General features: G+C 71.1%; 17 protein-coding genes. 7 read left to right on the forward strand and 10 right to left on the reverse strand.

Annotation, left to right across the window (positions count from 1 at the left end):
* Positions 1–113 precede the first annotated feature (113 nt).
* Positions 114–1400, reverse strand: a complete 1287-nt coding sequence (locus tag ABD236_RS29245; RefSeq protein ID WP_344078752.1) for a geranylgeranyl reductase family protein — start codon at positions 1398–1400, stop codon at positions 114–116.
* Between the two features lie 101 nt (positions 1401–1501).
* On the opposite strand from ABD236_RS29245, the gene ABD236_RS29250 reads away from it, so the two are divergent.
* Positions 1502–2020: a GNAT family N-acetyltransferase gene (locus tag ABD236_RS29250; protein ID WP_344078754.1), complete on the forward strand. Its 519-nt coding sequence runs from the start codon at positions 1502–1504 to the stop codon at positions 2018–2020.
* Between the two features lie 406 nt (positions 2021–2426).
* Here the strand turns inward: ABD236_RS29250 and ABD236_RS29255 are convergent, their stop codons facing one another.
* The 5 genes from ABD236_RS29255 to ABD236_RS29275 all read right to left on the reverse strand — a co-directional run bounded on the left by ABD236_RS29255 (position 2427) and on the right by ABD236_RS29275 (position 7979).
* Positions 2427–3338, reverse strand: coding sequence for a glutaminase (locus ABD236_RS29255; protein ID WP_344078756.1), 912 nt, complete (start codon positions 3336–3338; stop codon positions 2427–2429).
* Positions 3339–3361: 23 nt separating this feature from the next.
* Positions 3362–4057, reverse strand: coding sequence for a demethylmenaquinone methyltransferase (locus tag ABD236_RS29260; RefSeq protein WP_344078758.1), 696 nt, complete (start codon positions 4055–4057; stop codon positions 3362–3364).
* Between the two features lie 251 nt (positions 4058–4308).
* Positions 4309–4812 (reverse strand): imidazolonepropionase-like domain-containing protein, encoded by a 504-nt coding sequence (locus ABD236_RS29265; protein WP_344078760.1) that lies wholly within the window; start codon positions 4810–4812, stop codon positions 4309–4311.
* A gap of 7 nt (positions 4813–4819) precedes the next feature.
* A complete protein-coding gene (gene mqnC / locus ABD236_RS29270; protein WP_344078762.1) occupies positions 4820–6019 on the reverse strand; it encodes a cyclic dehypoxanthinyl futalosine synthase in 1200 nt (399 codons plus the stop codon).
* A gap of 214 nt (positions 6020–6233) precedes the next feature.
* The gene (locus ABD236_RS29275) at positions 6234–7979 is read right to left on the reverse strand and encodes a serine/threonine-protein kinase (RefSeq protein ID WP_344078764.1); all 1746 of its coding nucleotides are present in this window, start codon (positions 7977–7979) and stop codon (positions 6234–6236) included.
* Between the two features lie 202 nt (positions 7980–8181).
* Between ABD236_RS29275 and ABD236_RS29280 the strand changes: the two genes are divergently transcribed.
* Positions 8182–9237 (forward strand): alpha/beta hydrolase, encoded by a 1056-nt coding sequence (locus tag ABD236_RS29280; RefSeq protein WP_344078766.1) that lies wholly within the window; start codon positions 8182–8184, stop codon positions 9235–9237.
* A 30-nt stretch (positions 9238–9267) separates the two neighbouring features.
* Here ABD236_RS29280 and ABD236_RS29285 read toward each other — a convergent pair whose 3' ends face one another.
* The gene (locus ABD236_RS29285; protein ID WP_344078768.1) at positions 9268–10116 is read right to left on the reverse strand and encodes a menaquinone biosynthetic enzyme MqnA/MqnD family protein; all 849 of its coding nucleotides are present in this window, start codon (positions 10114–10116) and stop codon (positions 9268–9270) included.
* Positions 10117–10377: 261 nt separating this feature from the next.
* On the opposite strand from ABD236_RS29285, the gene ABD236_RS29290 reads away from it, so the two are divergent.
* Complete coding sequence (locus ABD236_RS29290) at positions 10378–10581, forward strand: cold-shock protein (RefSeq protein WP_003967102.1); 204 nt, start codon at positions 10378–10380, stop codon at positions 10579–10581.
* A gap of 99 nt (positions 10582–10680) precedes the next feature.
* Here the strand turns inward: ABD236_RS29290 and ABD236_RS29295 are convergent, their stop codons facing one another.
* Complete coding sequence (locus ABD236_RS29295; protein WP_344078771.1) at positions 10681–12426, reverse strand: AMP-dependent synthetase/ligase; 1746 nt, start codon at positions 12424–12426, stop codon at positions 10681–10683.
* A gap of 95 nt (positions 12427–12521) precedes the next feature.
* On the opposite strand from ABD236_RS29295, the gene ABD236_RS29300 reads away from it, so the two are divergent.
* Both ABD236_RS29300 and ABD236_RS29305 read left to right on the forward strand, forming a co-directional pair.
* The gene (locus tag ABD236_RS29300) at positions 12522–13529 is read left to right on the forward strand and encodes an AraC family transcriptional regulator (RefSeq protein WP_344078773.1); all 1008 of its coding nucleotides are present in this window, start codon (positions 12522–12524) and stop codon (positions 13527–13529) included.
* Between the two features lie 91 nt (positions 13530–13620).
* Positions 13621–14784: a lipase family protein gene (locus ABD236_RS29305; protein WP_344078775.1), complete on the forward strand. Its 1164-nt coding sequence runs from the start codon at positions 13621–13623 to the stop codon at positions 14782–14784.
* On the opposite strand, the gene ABD236_RS29310 is transcribed toward ABD236_RS29305, so the two are convergent.
* Entirely contained in the window at positions 14781–15191 is a 411-nt protein-coding gene (locus ABD236_RS29310) for an ATP-binding protein (RefSeq protein ID WP_344078777.1), read from the reverse strand. The genes ABD236_RS29305 and ABD236_RS29310 overlap by 4 nt on opposite strands.
* Positions 15192–15313: 122 nt before the next feature.
* Between ABD236_RS29310 and ABD236_RS29315 the strand changes: the two genes are divergently transcribed.
* Entirely contained in the window at positions 15314–16147 is an 834-nt protein-coding gene (locus ABD236_RS29315; RefSeq protein WP_344078779.1) for a helix-turn-helix domain-containing protein, read from the forward strand.
* Entirely contained in the window at positions 16144–16371 is a 228-nt protein-coding gene (locus ABD236_RS29320) for a DUF397 domain-containing protein (protein ID WP_344078782.1), read from the forward strand. Before ABD236_RS29315 ends, ABD236_RS29320 begins: the two co-directional genes overlap by 4 nt.
* 54 nt (positions 16372–16425) lie before the next feature.
* Here the strand turns inward: ABD236_RS29320 and ABD236_RS29325 are convergent, their stop codons facing one another.
* The gene (locus ABD236_RS29325; protein WP_344078785.1) at positions 16426–16863 is read right to left on the reverse strand and encodes an RICIN domain-containing protein; all 438 of its coding nucleotides are present in this window, start codon (positions 16861–16863) and stop codon (positions 16426–16428) included.
* Positions 16864–17059: the final 196 nt, after the last annotated feature.

The following is a 17059-nucleotide window of genomic DNA, read 5'->3' on the forward strand; positions in this document are numbered from 1 at the left end:
TCGTTCCTCGGCACTCTTCATCGGAAGGAGGGAAAGCCTACGGAGTGAGCAGACTCGCTCCGCAGGCTGAACATCCGCTCCGACCAGCCCATTCACCTGAACCGGTTGAACGGTCAGGCCTTCGGGGCCACCTTCGACAGGCCGTTGATGATGCGGTCCATCGCGTCGCCGCCCGACGGGTCCGTCAGGTTCGCCAGCATCTTCAGGGTGAACTTCATCAGCATCGGGTGGGTCAGACCGCGCTGGGTGGCGATCTTCATGACCTTCGGGTTGCCGATGAGCTTCACGAAGGCGCGGCCCAGGGTGTAGTAGCCGCCGTAGGTGTCCTTCAGGATCTTCGGGTAGGTGTGCAGCGCCAGTTCGCGCTGGGCGGGGGTCGAGCGGGCGTGGGCCTGGACGATGACGTCGGCCGCGATCTGGCCGGACTCCATCGCGTACGCGATGCCCTCGCCGTTGAACGGGTTCACCAGGCCGCCCGCGTCGCCCACCAGGAGCAGGCCCTTGGTGTAGTGCGGCTGGCGGTTGAAGGCCATCGGCAGGGCCGCGCCGCGGATGGGGCCGGTCATGTTCTCCTCGGTGTACCCCCAGTCCTTCGGCATGGAGGCGCACCAGGCCTTCAGGACCTCGCGCCAGTCCAGCTCCTTGAAGGAGGCGGAGGTGTTGAGGACGCCGAGGCCGACGTTGGAGGTGCCGTCGCCCATGCCGAAGATCCAGCCGTAGCCGGGCAGCAGCCGGTCCTCGCCCGGGCCGCGCCGGTCCCACAGCTCCAGCCAGGACTCCAGGTAGTCGTCGTCGTGGCGGGGCGAGTGGAAGTACGTCCGTACGGCCACGCCCATCGGGCGGTCCTCGCGGCGGTGCAGGCCCATGGCGAGGGAGAGGCGGGTGGAGTTGCCGTCGGCGGCGACCACGAGCGGCGCGTGGAAGGTGACTTCGGTCTTCTCCTCGCCGAGCTTGGCGTGGACGCCGGTGATACGTCCCGTACGGTCGTCGATGACCGGCGCGCCGACGTTGCAGCGCTCGTACAGCCGCGCGCCCGCCTTCTGCGCCTGGCGGGCCAGCTGCTCGTCGAAGTCGTCGCGCTTGCGCACGAGTCCGTAGTCCGGATAGCTGGCGAGCTCGGGCCAGTCCAGCTGGAGCCGGACGCCGCCGCCGATGATGCGCAGGCCCTTGTTCCGCAGCCAGCCGGCCTCTTCGGAGATGTCGATGCCCATCGACACCAGCTGCTTGGTGGCGCGCGGGGTCAGCCCGTCGCCGCAGACCTTCTCGCGGGGGAAGGCGGTCTTCTCCAGCAGCAGTACGTCGAGTCCGGCCTTGGCCAGGTAGTACGCCGTGGTCGACCCGGCGGGGCCGGCCCCGACGACGATCACATCCGCGGTGTGTTCGGAGAGGGGCTCGGTCACAGCGGGTTCTCCCGAAGACTCGATTTTGCGTGCCGGAAAGCACTGGACATGTGCAGTCTATGGGTGGGTGTTGATCGTTATCGCGAAGGGTTGCCGACGTCATGAGCTCCACCGAGGAGAAGTCCCTGCCCGTCGTACGGCTGCGCGTGCCGACCGAGGAGGACGCGTGGGCCTGGCACGAGGTGTTCGACGACCCGGAGGTCATGGAGTTCCACGGGGGTTCGGCGGCGGAGCTGTCGGTGTACGAGGAGCTGACGGCCCGGCAGCGCCGCCATGACGCGGAGCGGGGGTTCTGTCTGTGGACCCTGCTCGACGAGGACGACTCGGTCATCGGCTTCACGGGGGCGCAGCCGTGGCCGCACGCGTGGGGACCGGTCGGGGAGATCGAGATCGGGTGGCGGCTCGCCCGGCGGGCGTGGGGGCGGGGGTATGCGACCGCTGCGGCGCGGGTGGCGGTGGAGCGGGTGCGGGGCGCCGGGGTCCGGCGTGTGGTGGCGATGGTCGACGCGCGGAACGAGCGGTCTGTGGCGGTGACGCGGCGGTTGGGGATGACGCTGTCGGAGACCTTTACGACTCCGGCGTCGAAGCGGACCGGGTACTGCTTCCAGCTGTCGCTGTGACCTGACCTGTTGTCCGCGGACCGTTGTGGGCTGGTCGCGCCCCCAAACCCGTGGGGGTGGGCGTCTTTCGGCCAAGTCGTGGTGCGGTTCGTCTGCGGCCCGGTGGTGGGCTGAGCGCGCAGTTCCCCGCGCCCCTAACCCCGTTCTCGTCTGCGGACCGTGGCCGCCTCTCGCGCAGTTCCCCGCGCCCCTTCTCGGCCCGGTCTTTGTCTGCGGGCCGGTGGCCGGTTGCTCGCGCAGTTCCCCGCGCCCCTAGGTGGCTAGGGGCGCGGGGAACTGCGCGGCCAGCCAGCCACGGTCCGCAGACAAAAGCACAGGGGGTCCGGGGGCAGCGCCCCCGGTAGCCCGCCCCAAGCCCCCACCCGGCCGCCCGCCAGAGGGCTTTAGGGAAGGGGCGGGGTGGGGCTCAGAACACCGACAGGCCCGTCAGGGTCGTGAAGCGGTCCAGGGCCGCCACGCCCGCCACCGAGTTGCCCCGCGCGTCCAGCCCCGGGCTCCACACGCACAGCGTGCACCGGCCGGGGACGACCGCCACGATCCCGCCGCCCACTCCGCTCTTGCCCGGCAGCCCCACCCGGTACGCGAAGTCGCCCGCCGCGTCGTACGTCCCGCACGTCAGCATCACCGCGTTGATCTGCTTCGCCTCGCTGCGCGTCAGCAGCCGGGTGCCGTCCGCGCGCAGCCCGTGGCGGGCCAGGAAGCGGGCCGCGAGGGCCAGGTCCGCGCAGCTCATCTCGATGGCGCACTGCCAGAAGTAGTGGTCGAGCAGCGTCGGTACGTCGTTGGCGATGTTGCCGTACGAGGCCATGAAGTGGGCCAGGGCGGCGTTCCGGTCGCCGTGGGCGGACTCGGACTCCGCGACCACCGCGTCGAACGCCAGCTCCGGGTTGCCCGTCTCCTCGCGCAGGAACTCCAGCAGTTCGCTGCTGGCGTCCCCGGTCAGGGTCTGGAGGCGGTCGGTCACGACCAGCGCGCCCGCGTTGATGAAGGGATTGCGCGGGATCCCGTTCTCGTACTCCAGCTGCACCAGCGAGTTGAACGGGTTGCCCGACGGCTCGCGGCCGACGTGCTCCCACAGGCTGTCGCCGCCGCGCGCGAGCGCCAGCGCGAGGGTGAAGACCTTGGTGATCGACTGGGCGGAGAACGGCCGCTGCCAGTCCCCCACCCCGTACACCTTGCCGTCGAGGTCCGCGACGGCCATCCCGAAGCGGGACGGGTCCACGTCGGCGAGGGCGGGGATGTACGCGGCGGGGGTGCCGCGGCCCACGAGGGGCGCGACGTCGTCCGCGATCTGGTGGAGGACGGCCTGGTAGTCCACGGTGGTTCCGGTACGGCGTCCGGTTACTGGGGCTTGTAGCCGCGGTGCAGGGCCACCACGCCACCGGTGAGGTTGCGCCAGGCGACCTTGGACCAGCCCGCCTGCTGGAGCCGGGCGGCGAGCGCGGGCTGGTCGGGCCAGGCGCGGATGGACTCGGCGAGGTAGACGTACGCGTCGGGGTTGGACGAGACCGCCGTGGCGACCGGGGGCAGCGCGCGCATCAGGTACTCGCTGTAGACCGTACGGAACGGCTTCCAGGTGGGCTGCGAGAACTCGCAGATGACCACGCGGCCGCCGGGGCGGGTCACCCGGAACAGCTCGCGCAGGGCGGCGTCGGTGTCCTGGACGTTGCGCAGGCCGAAGGAGATGGTGACGGCGTCGAAGGTGTCGTCCTTGAAGGGGAGCTTCGTGGCGTCGCCGGCGGTGAAGGGGAGGTGGGGGTGGCGGCCCTTGCCGACCTTCAGCATGCCGAGGGAGAAGTCGCACGGGACGACGTACGCGCCGGTGGCGGCGAAGGGGAGGGAGGAGGTGGCGGTGCCGGCGGCGAGGTCCAGGACCTTCTGGGCGGGGCGGGCGTCCACCGCCTTCGCGACCTCCTTGCGCCAGAGGCGGGTCTGGCCGAGCGAGAGCACGTCGTTGGTGCGGTCGTAGTTCGCTGCGACGTCGTCGAACATCGTGGCGACTTCGTGCGGCTGCTTGTCCAGGGATGCGCGGGTCACTTCTTCATTGTGCCTGGGGGCTACGCCCCCAGTGCCCACGCCCCCCGTGTTGGCCCGGCCCCTTTTCCCCTGCGACCCGGTGGCGGGTTGCTCGCGCAGTTCCCCGCGCCCCTAAACCCGCTCTCGTCTGCGGGCCCTGGCCGCTTCTCGCGCAGTTCCCCGCGCCCCTGAGTGCCTAGGGGCGCGGGGAACTGCGCGCTCAGCCCACCACCGGGGCGCGGGTGGGGAACCGGCCGTCCGCCGGTGGGGGGTCATCTCTCGCGGTGTACCAGGCGGCCGGCCACCACCGTCACCACGCACACCCCGCCGTCGAAGACCGCGAACCGGGCCGGGCCGCCCACGGCCAGTGGGGGCAGGTCGGGGCCGGGCAGCACCGCCAGCCCCGAGCGCCGTACCGCCTCCGCCACCACCCGCGACCGAGGCGACCCCGTCACCCCCACCACACCCCGCGCCAGCAACCGCTGCACCCCCCGCCGCGCCGACCCGCCCCGCCGCACGTCGTCCAGGGCGAACGGCGGCGGGTCGAGCGGCTCCGTGCCGAGGGTGTCCGCCTCGCGCGGGTCGGGGTGGTAGGCGCGCTCCAGCAGCTCCACCCCGTCCGGGGCGACGAGCCCGGGCGTGACACGGCCCGGCCACCGCCGCACGCGCGCGGCCGGGTGCGCCGCCACCAGCGCCTCGTACGGCCCGATCGCGGCCAGCCGGTCACCCTCGACCAGGACCGCGTCGCCCTCGGCAGGGGCGTGGATCGTCAGCACCCCGGCGTCAGTTGGTCGCCAGCAGCTTCAGCTCGGGATGCGCCGTGCCGCCCTCGATCGCCGTCGACGAGATGTGCGACATGACCCGCTCGTCGACCGGGTCGTTCGCCGGGTCGTCGTGGACCAGCAGGTGCTCGTACGTCGTGGCGCGCTGCGCCGGAACCCGCCCCGCCTTGCGGATCAGGTCGATCAGCTCCATGCGGTTGGAGCGGTGCTTGGCGCCGGCCGAGGAGACGACGTTCTCCTCCAGCATCACCGAGCCGAGGTCGTCCGCGCCGTAGTGCAGCGAGAGCTGGCCCGCCTCCTTGCCGACGGTGAGCCAGGAGCCCTGGATGTGGGCGACGTTGTCGAGGAAGAGGCGCGCGACCGCGAGCATCCGCAGGTACTCGAAGACGCTCGCCTGCGTCCGGCCCTTCAGATGGTTGTTCTCGGGCTGGTAGGTGTACGGGATGAACGCGCGGAAGCCGCCCGTGCGGTCCTGTACGTCACGGATCATCCGGATGTGCTCGATGCGCTCGGCGTTGGTCTCGCCGGTGCCCATCAGCATGGTGGAGGTGGACTCCACGCCCAGGTTGTGGGCCGTCTCCATGATCTCCAGCCAGCGCTCGCCGCTCTCCTTGAGCGGGGCGATCGCCTTGCGCGGCCGCTCGGGCAGCAGCTCGGCGCCCGCGCCCGCGAAGGAGTCGAGACCGGCCGCGTGGATGCGCTGGATCGCCTCCTCCACCGAGACGCCGGAGATCCGGGCCATGTGCTCGACCTCGGAGGCGCCGAGGGAGTGGATGACCAGCTGCGGGAAGGCCTGCTTGATGGCGCTGAAGTGCTTCTCGTAGTACTCGACGCCGTAGTCCGGGTGGTGGCCGCCCTGGAACATGATCTGGGTGCCGCCCAGTTCGACGGTCTCCGCGCAGCGGCGCAGGATGTCGTCGAGGTCGCGGGTCCAGCCCTTCTTGGTGTCCTTGGGGGCCGCGTAGAAGGCGCAGAACTTGCACGCCGTGACGCACACGTTCGTGTAGTTGATGTTGCGCTCGATGATGTACGTGGCGATGTGCTCGGTCCCGGCGTACCGGCGGCGGCGCACCGCGTCGGCGGCGGCGCCCAGCGCGTGCAGCGGCGCCGAGCGGTAGAGGTCGAGCGCCTCTTCGGGGGTGATGCGCCCACCCGCCGCCGCACGGTCGAGGACGGACTGGAGGTCGGCCTTCTCAGTCACCGGGGTGTCCCTTTCGGCAGGGTTGCGGACGGACCGAACCAGCCTACGCCAGCGAGGCGGACCCCCTTCGGCCCGGGTACCGGGCCTCGCCCGTACGAGCCCGCCCGCTCGGCCCGCACGCTCGACCCGCACGCCCCGCCCGGCCGTCCGCCCGACCCGCACAACCCGTACAGCCGCCCCGCCCGACCCGCACAACCCACCCGGTCGAGTCCGCTCAGCCCGTCTCCTTCACCAGCGTCGCGTACGGGTTGCCCGCGCCCAGCTCCTTCGACTCGTACTTGAGCGTGCCGTCGGAGTTGCGGGTGAAGACCAGCTGGGCCGTGCCCGTGGTGCACAGGCCCGCCGTGCTCTGCCGGGTCCCGTCGGTGCGCTCCTCGATCGTCACCCGCTGGGCCGTACCGGAGACCAGCCTGCCCACCCCGAAGCACTCCACCGTCGTGCCCAGGACCGTGATCTTGGAGGAGGTGCGCAGGACGTCCTCGCCGGTGTTGCCCGCCTTGAACACGGCCGTCAGATCGCCGTGCGGCTGCCCGGTGGTGGACTCCGTCATCGGGCCCTTCCAGGTGCCGAGGAAGGCCTGCGGCAGCTGGGAGACGGCCGGGCCGCCGGTGGCGCCCGGGCCGGTGTCCGAGGGCGCGCTCGACCTCCCCGGGGTCGCCGCGGAGTCGTGCTTGTCGCTGCCGCCGCCCGGCATCAGGTCGAAGAGGAACGCGGCCCCGACGGTCGCGGCCGCCACCGCCCCCGCGACGGCCAGCGCGACCGTGCAGCTCATCCGCCGCCCCCGGCCCCGCTCGCCCGGCTCGACGGCGGTGCCCACGGAGAGCGAGACGCGGGGCGGGGCGGTGGGCGGCTCGGGGGCGCGTGGCCCGGGCACCGCGTCGGCGACGGACCCCGTGTCCGTACCGCCACCCGTGCCGCCGCCCGTGCCGTTCCCGTACGCGTACGAGCCGGGCGCGGAGCCGTACGAGGTCGCCGTCCCGTACGACGCGTCCGGCGGCCCGAAGACCCCCACCGCCGGGCTGGTGAACGCCACCGGGCCCGAGTCCGGGGCCTGAGGTGCCTTCGGCTCCAGGTCGAGCAGCCGCACCGCCGACCGGCTGACCTCCTCCACCAGCGGCCCGGGCAGCCAGCCGCCCGCGACCAGCGCCGCCGCGCCGTCCGGGGCGAGCCGCCGGGCCAGGTCGGCGGGGGCGGGGCGGGCCCCGGCCGTCTTGGCCAGGCACGCGTCCACGGCCGCCCGCAGCTCCCCGTCCAGCGGCCCGGCCAGCTCCGGCTCCTCGTGCACCACCTTGTAGAGCAGCGCGGCCGAGGAGTCGCCCGGGAAGGGGGGCGCGCCGGTCGCCGCGTACGCCAGCACCGCGCCCAGCGAGAAGACGTCGGCGGCGCCGGTGATCCCCTTGCCGAGGATCTGCTCGGGCGACATATAGCCCGGGGAGCCGATGGAGACGCCCGAGGCGGTGAGCGAGGCGGTGCCGTCGGTGGCGCGGGCGATGCCGAAGTCGATCAGCCGGGGGCCGTCGAGGGTGAGCAGCACGTTGGAGGGCTTCACATCGCGGTGGACGAGGCCGAGCGCGTGCACCGCCGCCAGCGCCTCGGCGAGGCCTGCGCCCAGGGCCCGTACCGCGCGCTCGGGCAGCGGGCCGTGCGCGGCGACCGCCTGGGCGAGCGAGGGACCCGCCACATAACCGGTGGCGACCCAGGGCACCGCCGCCTCCGGGTCGGCGTCCAGGACCGGGGCGGTCCAGGCGCCGCCCACCCGGCGGGCCGCCTCCACCTCGTGGCGGAACCGGGCCCGGAACTGTTCGTCGAGGGCGAAGTGCGGGTGGACCACCTTCACCGCGACCGTGCGGCCGCCCGTGCTGCGTCCCAGGTAGACCCGGCCCATGCCGCCCGCGCCGAGCCGGCCGAGCAGCCGGTAGGCGCCGATGGTGCGCGGTTCGCCGGCTTCTAGCGGCTGCATCGCGATCTGCCTTCCCCCATGCCGTCAAGTACGGTCGCACAGCAGGGTAGAGCGTGACGTGCGGCGGATCACTCGGCCGGAGCCGATCAGGACCGTACCGAGACGAACCGATGCGAACATCCGGTCGTCTCTCACTGCGGAGCGCGCACGGAAAAACCGCATACTTGGCAACCAAACGCACCAAACCGTCTCGGAGCATCGTATGAATCGCCGTACCACCGCACTCATAGCCGCCGCCGTCCTCGGCTCGGTCGCGCTGGTCTCCGGCTGCTCCGACGAGGGCGATCCGGTGAGCTTCGACAGCCCGGCCCCCTCCACGAAGGCTTCCGCGCCCAAGAGCGGCGGCGGTCCGGCCGGCGGGCAGGACAAGGCGGGCGGGCAGAAGGTCTCCGAGGCCGTCGCCAAGACGCTGCTGCCGACCGGCCCCAAGGCGCAGTTCACCACGCAGAACACGCTGGAGGACGGCACCAAGATCGGCGTGACCACGCTGCACGGCAAGAAGTCGGGCTTCACGGGCAAGGTGTGGGTCTGGGCGCCCAAGCAGTACTTCGACCCCAAGTACGCGCAGAGCGGCTTCCCGGTGCTCATAGCCCTGCCCGGCGGCAACGGCTACCCCAAGAACTACTGGATGGGCACCGACCTCAAGCTCCAGAGCAGCATCACCGAGTGGTCCAAGCAGGGCAAGAGCGTCCCCTTCGTGGTGGTGATGCCGGTCCTCAACCCGGACGCGAAGTACTACTACGACGGCAGCGACATACCGGGGCAGCCCAAGATGGGCACCTGGATGACCGAGGACGTGCCGGACTTCGTGAAGGCGAACTTCCGCACCTTCAAGTCGCGCGACGGCTGGGCGTTCATGGGCTCCTCCTCCGGCGGCTTCGTCGGTCTGAAGTCGGTGCTCAAGCGCCCCGACCAGTTCAAGGCCGTGATCGCCTCCGGCCCCGACACCGTGCCGGACTCCCCGCTGTGGGCCGGCCACGAGGCCGAGAAGCAGGCGAACAACCCCGAGAAGCTCGCCCAGAACCTGATCGACACCAAGGGCCCCGAGGTCGACCTCGCCTTCCAGATCGGCACCAAGGAAGGCGGCATGGCGAACCTGAACGGCTTCATAGCCAAGTACGGCAAGGGCCCCGTCAAGACCCGTCTCCAGGTGATCCAGGGCGGCAAGCACAACGCCCACACCTACATCAAGGGGATGGCCGACGGGACCATGCAGTGGATCAGCAGCAAGCTCCAGGCCCCGATCCCGTCGTCCTGACACCCCTCGGCGAAGGGCTCCCGCGGACCCCTAGGCGCCCAGCAGCGCGACCGCCACGTCCGCCGGGAACCCGGTGGTCGGACCGGTCCGGCGGGCGAACTCGCGTACGCCCGCGAGCTGGTCGGGGCCGAAGCGGAAGTCCAGCGTCGTGAAGTAGCGCTCCAGGAGCTCCGCGTCGAAGACCTCCCAGCGGGCGGCCTGCTCGGCGACCTTGGTGACCTCCTCCAGGGAGAGGTCGCGGGAGGCCAGGAACGCCTCGTGGACCTCGCGCACCACCTCGGGCTCGCGGGCCAGGTAGTCCTTTCGGGTCGCCCACACGGCGAAGACGAACGGCAGGCCCGTCCACTCCTTCCACATGGCCCCCAGGTCGTGGACCTGGAGCCCCAGGCGCGGGGCCTCGTGCAGCGAGGCGCGCAGGGCCGCGTCCCCGATCAGGACGGCCGCGTCCGCCTCCTGCATCATCAGCCCGAGGTCGGGCGGGCACGAGTAGTAGTCGGGGGCGACGCCGTACCGCTCGGCGAGCAGCAGCTGCGCCAGGCGTACGGAGGTGCGCGAGGTGGAACCGAGCGCCACCCGGGCGCCGTCGAGCTCCTCCAGCGGCCGCTGGGAGACGATCACGCAGGACATGACCGGCCCGTCGCAGCCGACCGCGAGGTCGGGAAAGGCGACCAGGTCGTCCGCGTTGCGCAGGAACTCCACGAGGGTGACCGGCGCGATGTCCAGGTCTCCCCTGACGAGCTGTTCGCTCAGCTTCTCGGGGCTGTCCTTGGTCAGCTCCAGATCGAGCAGGGTGCCCGTGCGGGCGAGGCCCCAGTAGAGCGGCAGACAGTTGAGGAACTGGATGTGCCCGACCCGTGGCCGGGTGGTTGTTTGGTCCACATCGCGAGACTAGACCTGTCCGGTTTGTCCAGCTACGGCGGGTGTCACCGTCACCCTCCGAAAGGGCTCGTCAAACGTCCGAGTGACGTGATCTTTCCCTCTACCGCACCCCCGATCCTGCGTGCTACGCTCCTCGCAAGTTGCAGTTTGGTTTCCCTTGCAGTACAGAGCCTGCGGAGCATGTAACCCGCAGGCTTTTGTAGTTTTCAGACTTGTTTGCAGGTTCTGGAGCAGGGCAACCCTTTGGCCCAAGGAGGGCTTATGGCTACCGGAACCGTCAAGTGGTTCAACGCTGAAAAGGGCTTCGGCTTCATCGCCCAGGACGGCGGCGGCCCGGATGTCTTCGTCCACTACTCCGCGATCAACGCGTCTGGCTTCCGCTCCCTCGAGGAGAACCAGGTCGTGAACTTCGACGTCACGCAGGGTCCGAAGGGCCCGCAGGCGGAGAACGTCACCCCGGCCTAGTTGCCCGGGTCGGCGATCGCTGACTAGCAGTACCCAAGGAGCCCTTTCCCGTACGGCGACGTGCGGAAAAGGGCTCCTGCCTTTTGCGGCCCGGTTCGACTAGCTTTCCCCGTACAACCGTTCTATTTCTTGTGCGTAGCGCTCGGCCACCGCCTTGCGGCGGACCTTGAGGGTCGGGGTGAGCACCCCGCTCTGGATCGTGAATTCCTCCCCGAGAACGGCGAACGCGCGGATACGGGCGGGGCGCGAGACACGGGCGTTGGCCGCGTCCACGGCCTCCTGGACGGCCGCCCGTACCGCCTTCTCGTCCATCCCCGCGACCTCGGCCGGATCCACGGTGACCAGAGCGACGGGGTACGGGCGGCGGTCGCCCACCATCACCGCGTGCGAGACGTACGGCGAGCGCTCGATGGCCAGCTCCACCTCGGACGGGCTGAGGTTCTTCCCGGCGGACGTGATGATCAGGTCCTTCTTGCGGCCGGTGAGGACGAGGAAGCCGTCCTCGTCCAGTCTGCCGAGGTCGCCGGTGTGCAGCCAGCCGTCGCCGTCCAGCGCCTCGGCCGTGCCGGCGGGGTCGGCGTGGTACCCGGTGAAGACGTTCGCCCCGCGCGCCAGCACCTCGCCGTCCTCGGCGATCCGCACCTCGCAGCCCTCGATGGGCTGCCCGACCGTGCCGGGGCGGACCGCCCCGGGGTGGTTGAGGGTGATCACTCCGGCCGACTCGGTCATGCCGTACCCCTCGTACGCGGCGATGCCGGCGGAGCGCAGGAAGTCGAGGGTGGCGGGGTCGATGGGGGCGCCGCCGGTCAGGGCCCAGCGAAGGCGCCCGCCGAACGCGGCCTTCACCAGGTCGGCCAGTTCCTTCTCGTCGGTGATGCCCAGCTGCTCGGCGAGCTGGAGCACGCCCTGGTGCACCTTCTCGAACAGCCTCGGGACGGAGGGGAGGTGGGTGGGCCGGGCCTCGGAGAGTTCCTTGACGACGTCCTCGATGCGGCCGCCGAAGTAGCAGAGCTCGCCCCCGTAGAGGAGGGTCGAGAACTGGATGAGCTGGGCGAGGAGGTGGGCGAGGGGGAGGTAGAGGTACGTGCGGTCGCCCGGGCCGCCCTCGGTGAGGGGGAGGGTGGCGTCCTGGATCGCGCCGAGGTTGGCGTGGGTGAGGCGGCAGCCCTTGGGGGGGCCGGTGGTGCCGGATGTGTACATGATGGTGGCGGGGTCCTCTGGGCGGACGGCGTTCTGGCGGGCCAGCAGGTCCTCGACGGGTGCCTCGGCCCCGTCCCCCAAGAGCGCCCAGCCGGGCGAGGGCTGTTCCCTCGACTGCGGGCCGTCGTGGGCTGGTCGCGCAGTTCCCCGCGCCCCTGAAGGAACGGGGCCTGCGGCCCCTGTCCCCCAGGGGGCTGTGGGGGAACCTTCGCCGCACAGCACAAGGACCTCGGCCAGGGCCGGCAGGCGGGGGCGCAGGGCGGCCGCCCTCTCCGCCTGGTCCCCGTTCTCGCACAGCGCCAGTACCGCCCCCGAGTCCTTCAGGACCCACTCCAGTTCCTCCGCTCCCGCCGTCGGGTAGACCGGGACCACCACCGCGCCCGTGGCCAGGCAGGCCAGGTGGGCGTGGGTCCATTCGGGGCGGGTCTCGGAGAGGATCGCCACCCGGTCTCCGGGGCGGACGCCCAGGGACAGCAGGGCGCGGCCCGCCCGGCGGACCGAGTCGCGCAGTTCGGTGTAGGTGGTGGACGTCCAGCCGCCGTCCGGCGCGCGGAAGCGCAGGGCCGGGTGGGACGCGTACCGCTCGGCCGTCCACTCCGCGAACAGGGCCAGCGTCCTGGGGCGTCGTGCGCTCGGTTCCGTCATATACCCGACGGTAGGGACGCCCGTCGGCCACCGGGGATGACGGGAAACGTCACCCCCGCTGACCGCACCGCTCAATCCCGCTACGGTCGTTGGCCATGGGCAAGGGGACGATCACCGTGCACCATGTACGCGCCGTGCTGCGCGGTGCCGAGCGGCGGGGCATCGACACCGTGCCGCTCCTCCAGTCCGCCGGCATCCCGCCGCTGCTGCTCGGCGACGACCGGGCGCGGGTCACGCCCGCCCAGTTCGCCCTGCTGTTCCGGGCGCTGTACCGGGCCACGGGCGACGAGTTCCTCGGCCTCGGCACGGCCCCGAGCCGTCCCGGCACCTTCGCCATGATGTGCTGCGCGGCGCTGGCCTGCCGGGATCTGGGCGGGGCGATGCGGCGCGGGATCACGTTCTACGGGCTGTTCCCGGGCGGCCCGAGGCTGACGCTCACCACCGGCGAGGGGGAGGCCGTCTTCGCCGTCCGGGGCGATCTCGGCGGGCGGGACGACGACCACTTCCTCACCGAGTGCCTGCTGATCATCTCGCACCGGCTGTGCAGCTGGCTGGTGGGCCGCCGCATCCCGCTGCTGCGGGCGTCGTTCGGCTATCCGCCGCCCCCGCACAAGGACGAGTACCCGTCGCTGTTCGGCTGCCCGGTCCGGTTCGGGGACGGGCATACGGAAGCGGTGTTCGACGCGCGCTGGCTGACCGCGCCGCTCGTACGGGACGAGGCGGCGCTCGAGCAGATGCTGCGGCGCTCACCCTTCGAACTGCTGAGCCGCCGGGCGTACGGGACGACGGTGGCCGAGCAGGTGCACCGCGACCTCGCCCGTGCGCTGCTCGCCTCGCCCCGGCTGCCGTCCCTCGACGAGACAGCCGCCCGGCTCGCCCTCTCCCCCGCCACCCTGCGGCGCCGCCTCCAGCAGGACGGGACCTCGTTCCAGCAGCTCAAGGACGCGGTACGGCGGGACGCCGCGATCGCGGGGCTGGCCGAGGGGCACGAGCCGATCGCCGAGCTCGCGGCCCGGCTCGGCTTCTCCGAGGACACCTCCTTCCACCGGGCGTTCCGCCGCTGGACGGGCACGACGCCGGGGGCGTATCGCCTGGGTCAGTGAAGCTGAGCGGTACGGTCAGCGCCGTACCTACCGGTCAGTCACTACGGTCTCCCCAACTGCCCCCACCCCCCAGGACGTCGGGAGAGCCGCAATGCCCCTTCGAACCAGAGTCGCCGGTGCGCTCACCGCCGGGCTCCTCCTCTGCGCAGCCACCCCCACCGCCTTCGCGGCGGCCGACGACGACGCCCCCGCCGCCGCCCGGCCCGGCGATGTCGTCAGCTCCGCCCCCACCGCCTTCCACCCGCTGCCCGGCCAGTGGACCAACACCAAGGCCTGGCACATCACCTACCGCTCCACCACCGCCAGGGGCGGCCCCAACGTCGTGTCCGGCACGGTGATCGTGCCCAACGACGGCCGCACCGGCCCCCGCCCGCTGGTCACCTACGCGGTGGGCACCGTGGGCCTGGGCGACTCCTGCGCCCCGAGTGCCAACTTCCCGTACGGGACGGCCGTCGAGGCCACGCTCATCAACCAGATCGTGCAGCGCGGCTGGGCCGTCGCGGTCACCGACTACGAGGGCCTGGGCACGCCCGGGGACCACACCTACACCGTCGGCCGCGCCGAGGGCACCGCCATGCTGGACGCGGCCCGCGCCGCCCAGCGCCTGGGCATCCCCGGCGTCTCCACCGACTCCCCCGTCGGGATCATGGGCTACTCCCAGGGCGGCCAGGCCAGCAGCTGGGCCGCCGAGCTGCACGACTCGTACGCCCCCGAGCTCAAGGTCAAGGGCACGGCGACCGGCGGCGTCCCGGCCGACCTGATGAAGGTCGCCCACTCCAACGACGGCGGCCTCGGCTCCGGCCTGATCTTCATGGCGGCGGCGGGCCAGGACGCGGCCTTCCCGGAGCTGAAGCTGAACTCCTACCTCAACGCCGCCGGGAAGGCGCTCGTCGACTACTTCAAGACGAACTGCGTCGCCATCGACTCGGTCGCGGGCTCGTTCAAGAAGATCACCGACCTGACGGTCAAGAACCCCCTGGAACAGCCCGACTGGCAGGCCGCGCTGAACGCCTCCCGGCTGGGCACGCACGCCCCCGACGCGCCGGTGTACCTGTACCACGGCACCGTCGACGAGCTCATTCCGTACCAGGTGGGCCAGGGCCTGCGGACCGACTGGTGCGACCGGGGCGCCGACGTCTCCTGGCACCCGCTGCCGCTCCTCGGCCACATCGGCGGAGTGACGGCGGGCGCGCTGCCCGCCGCCGACTGGCTGGCTGACCGGTTCGCGGGCCGGGCGGCCGACAGCAACTGCTAGCAGCCCAGTTCCGCCCACACCGTCTTCCCCAGCGGCTGCTCTTCCACGCCCCACGCCTTCGACAGCGCCTCCACCAGCAACAGCCCCCGCCCGGACTCGGCGTACCCCGCCGGCTCCGGGCGGAGTGGCCTGCGCCAGGCCCTGGTGTCGGTCACCTCGATGCGGAGTACCGTGCCGACCAGGAGCCGGAGTTCGAACTCGTGGCCCGGTACGTGGGCGTGCAGCACCGCGTTCGCCGCAAGCTCCGCGACGATCAGCGCGGCGGTGTCGGAGCGCTCGCTCCCGTGCGGGATGCCCCACGCGTCCAACTGCCCCAGCGCCAGCTTCCGCGCACTGCTGGCGCCCCGGCGCGTACTGCTGAACCGCCGCGCGAACTCGACCGTGGGGGTGGTGATTTGGGGATTCATGTCACCGAGCGTGACGGGATGTGCGTACGCTGAACAGGGGCGTCCGCGCGACACCGGCCTTTCTGTACGGGTACGGCTCGCGCCCTGTACGAGTCGTCGCCCGTGACCCCTGGAGGGCGTGCATGGAGGAGGACGAGGGCCTCACCTCGGAGCTGTTCATCGCCGTGGGCGAGCAGTTGAAGGTGCTGCGGGTCCGGGCCGGGCTGACCCAGAAGGAGTTCGGCCGCCTGGTCGGTTACACGGAGAGCCAGATTTCCGCGATGGAGCGGGGTGTCCGGATCACCCAGCCGGACTTCCTGGACAAGGCCGACGACATCCTGAACGCGGGGGGTGTGCTGAGGGCTGCGCGGAAGGCGATCGAGCGTGCCCAGGCGAAGGCGCGGACGCGCCATCCGGGGTGGTTTCGGGATTACGCAAACGTGGAGGCGGAAGCCGTCTCACTGCACGACTACAGCACGCACGCCCTGCCAGGGTTGCTACAGACAGAAAAGTACGCCCGAGCCGTGTTCACGCAGCGTCGCCCCCTCCTCGACGAGAGGACCGTCGAGAAGCGAGTGGCAGATCGCCTGGCCCGGCAGCAGATCTTCGAACGTTGGCCCGCGCCAACGTTCAGCTTTGTACTGGAGGAGTCCGTGCTGTCGCGCCCAGTTGGGGGCCGGACTGTCCAAATGAACCAGCTTCAGCGCCTGCTGCACCTGGGTAGCCTTCGAACAGTTGAGCTTCAAGTGATGCCGACGGATCGCGAAGACCACGCCGGGCTCGGTGGGCCGTTCATCCTGCTGACGCCCAAGGGAAAGCAACAGGCTGCGTACACGGAGATCTACGGGCACCCCCGATTGATCACCGATCACAACGAAGTCCGCGTCTTCGCTGACCGCTATGGGATCATCCGGGCGCAGGCTCTCACCCCACGGGAGTCTCTGTCCCTGATCGAGAAGATGCTGGGAGACGCATGAACTGGTTCAAGAGCAGCTACAGCGGCGGCGAGGGCGGCGCCTGCATCGAAGTCGCCTACGCCTGGCGCAAGTCGAGCTACAGCGACGGCGAGGGCGGCGCGTGCGTCGAGGTCGCCACCCACCCCTCCGCCATCCACGTCCGTGACTCCAAAGTCACCCAGGGCCCGGAGATCACCGTTCCCCCGGCCGCCTGGGCGGCCTTCGTCTCGTACGCCGCCCGTTAGACAAAAAAACCGGCTACGCCGACCCAGGGTCGGCGTAGCCGCACATCTCACCCGTCAGACGTTCTCGAAGCGCCACTTCTGGTTCTCGCGGCCCTCCCAGGGCTCGATGATGAGCTGGGTCTTCTCCTTCTCGTCGGGCAGCGTCGCGACGCCGTCCATGTACGGGAAGTGGATGCGGTAGAGGCTGTCACCGACCGGCTCGATCGACCACTGCTGGCCGTACGGCTGCGTGGCGATCAGCGGCGGGTAGACGCGCAGATTGCTCAGCGCGAAGAAGATCTGGCTGCCCCCGGCGGTGAGCTTGCTCTTGAGCTGGTAGACGTTGCCGGGGAACAGCTCAACCTCCCACTGCTGGTTCTCGCCCTTGTGGTAGCTGTAGCCGATGATCGGCGTGCTCGGCTCGGTGCGGTTGTCCCGCACGTCGATCACCCGGTCCTGGTACGCGGCGTTCTTGATGGCGTACGTACCGTGGGTCAGGAACTCGGCTGCCATGGCTCCTCCTGGATGAACAAGGGGACGGCTTTGATCGAGCGACGCCCAACCTAGGCGCATCCGCCCGTTCCGTAACGGGCACTTCGCGTCGTACCGCGCGATTCAGGATGGCCGGGGCCATACACCCCCCAGCACCGCGTTTCCGCCCCGCCGGCCGGGCTGTTTCTTCCCTTTCGTCACAACCGCGAGCTCGGCC

It is taken from the genome of Streptomyces crystallinus (assembly GCF_039521265.1).
In the GTDB taxonomy this organism is placed as follows: Bacteria; Actinomycetota; Actinomycetes; order Streptomycetales; family Streptomycetaceae; genus Streptomyces; species Streptomyces crystallinus.

What these genes read in the sequence shown, in the direction of transcription:
- ABD236_RS29250 (WP_344078754.1), top strand. Translation starts at nt 1,502, where the DNA reads ATGAGCTCCACCGAGGAGAAGTCCCTGCCCGTCGTACGGCTGCGCGTG.
- ABD236_RS29275 (WP_344078764.1), bottom strand. Translation starts at nt 7,979, where the DNA reads ATGCAGCCGCTAGAAGCCGGCGAACCGCGCACCATCGGCGCCTACCGG.
- ABD236_RS29280 (WP_344078766.1), top strand. Translation starts at nt 8,182, where the DNA reads ATGAATCGCCGTACCACCGCACTCATAGCCGCCGCCGTCCTCGGCTCG.
- ABD236_RS29290 (WP_003967102.1), top strand. Translation starts at nt 10,378, where the DNA reads ATGGCTACCGGAACCGTCAAGTGGTTCAACGCTGAAAAGGGCTTCGGC.
- ABD236_RS29295 (WP_344078771.1), bottom strand. Translation starts at nt 12,426, where the DNA reads ATGACGGAACCGAGCGCACGACGCCCCAGGACGCTGGCCCTGTTCGCG.
- ABD236_RS29300 (WP_344078773.1), top strand. Translation starts at nt 12,522, where the DNA reads ATGGGCAAGGGGACGATCACCGTGCACCATGTACGCGCCGTGCTGCGC.
- ABD236_RS29305 (WP_344078775.1), top strand. Translation starts at nt 13,621, where the DNA reads ATGCCCCTTCGAACCAGAGTCGCCGGTGCGCTCACCGCCGGGCTCCTC.
- ABD236_RS29310 (WP_344078777.1), bottom strand. Translation starts at nt 15,191, where the DNA reads ATGAATCCCCAAATCACCACCCCCACGGTCGAGTTCGCGCGGCGGTTC.
- ABD236_RS29315 (WP_344078779.1), top strand. Translation starts at nt 15,314, where the DNA reads ATGGAGGAGGACGAGGGCCTCACCTCGGAGCTGTTCATCGCCGTGGGC.
- ABD236_RS29320 (WP_344078782.1), top strand. Translation starts at nt 16,144, where the DNA reads ATGAACTGGTTCAAGAGCAGCTACAGCGGCGGCGAGGGCGGCGCCTGC.
- ABD236_RS29325 (WP_344078785.1), bottom strand. Translation starts at nt 16,863, where the DNA reads ATGGCAGCCGAGTTCCTGACCCACGGTACGTACGCCATCAAGAACGCC.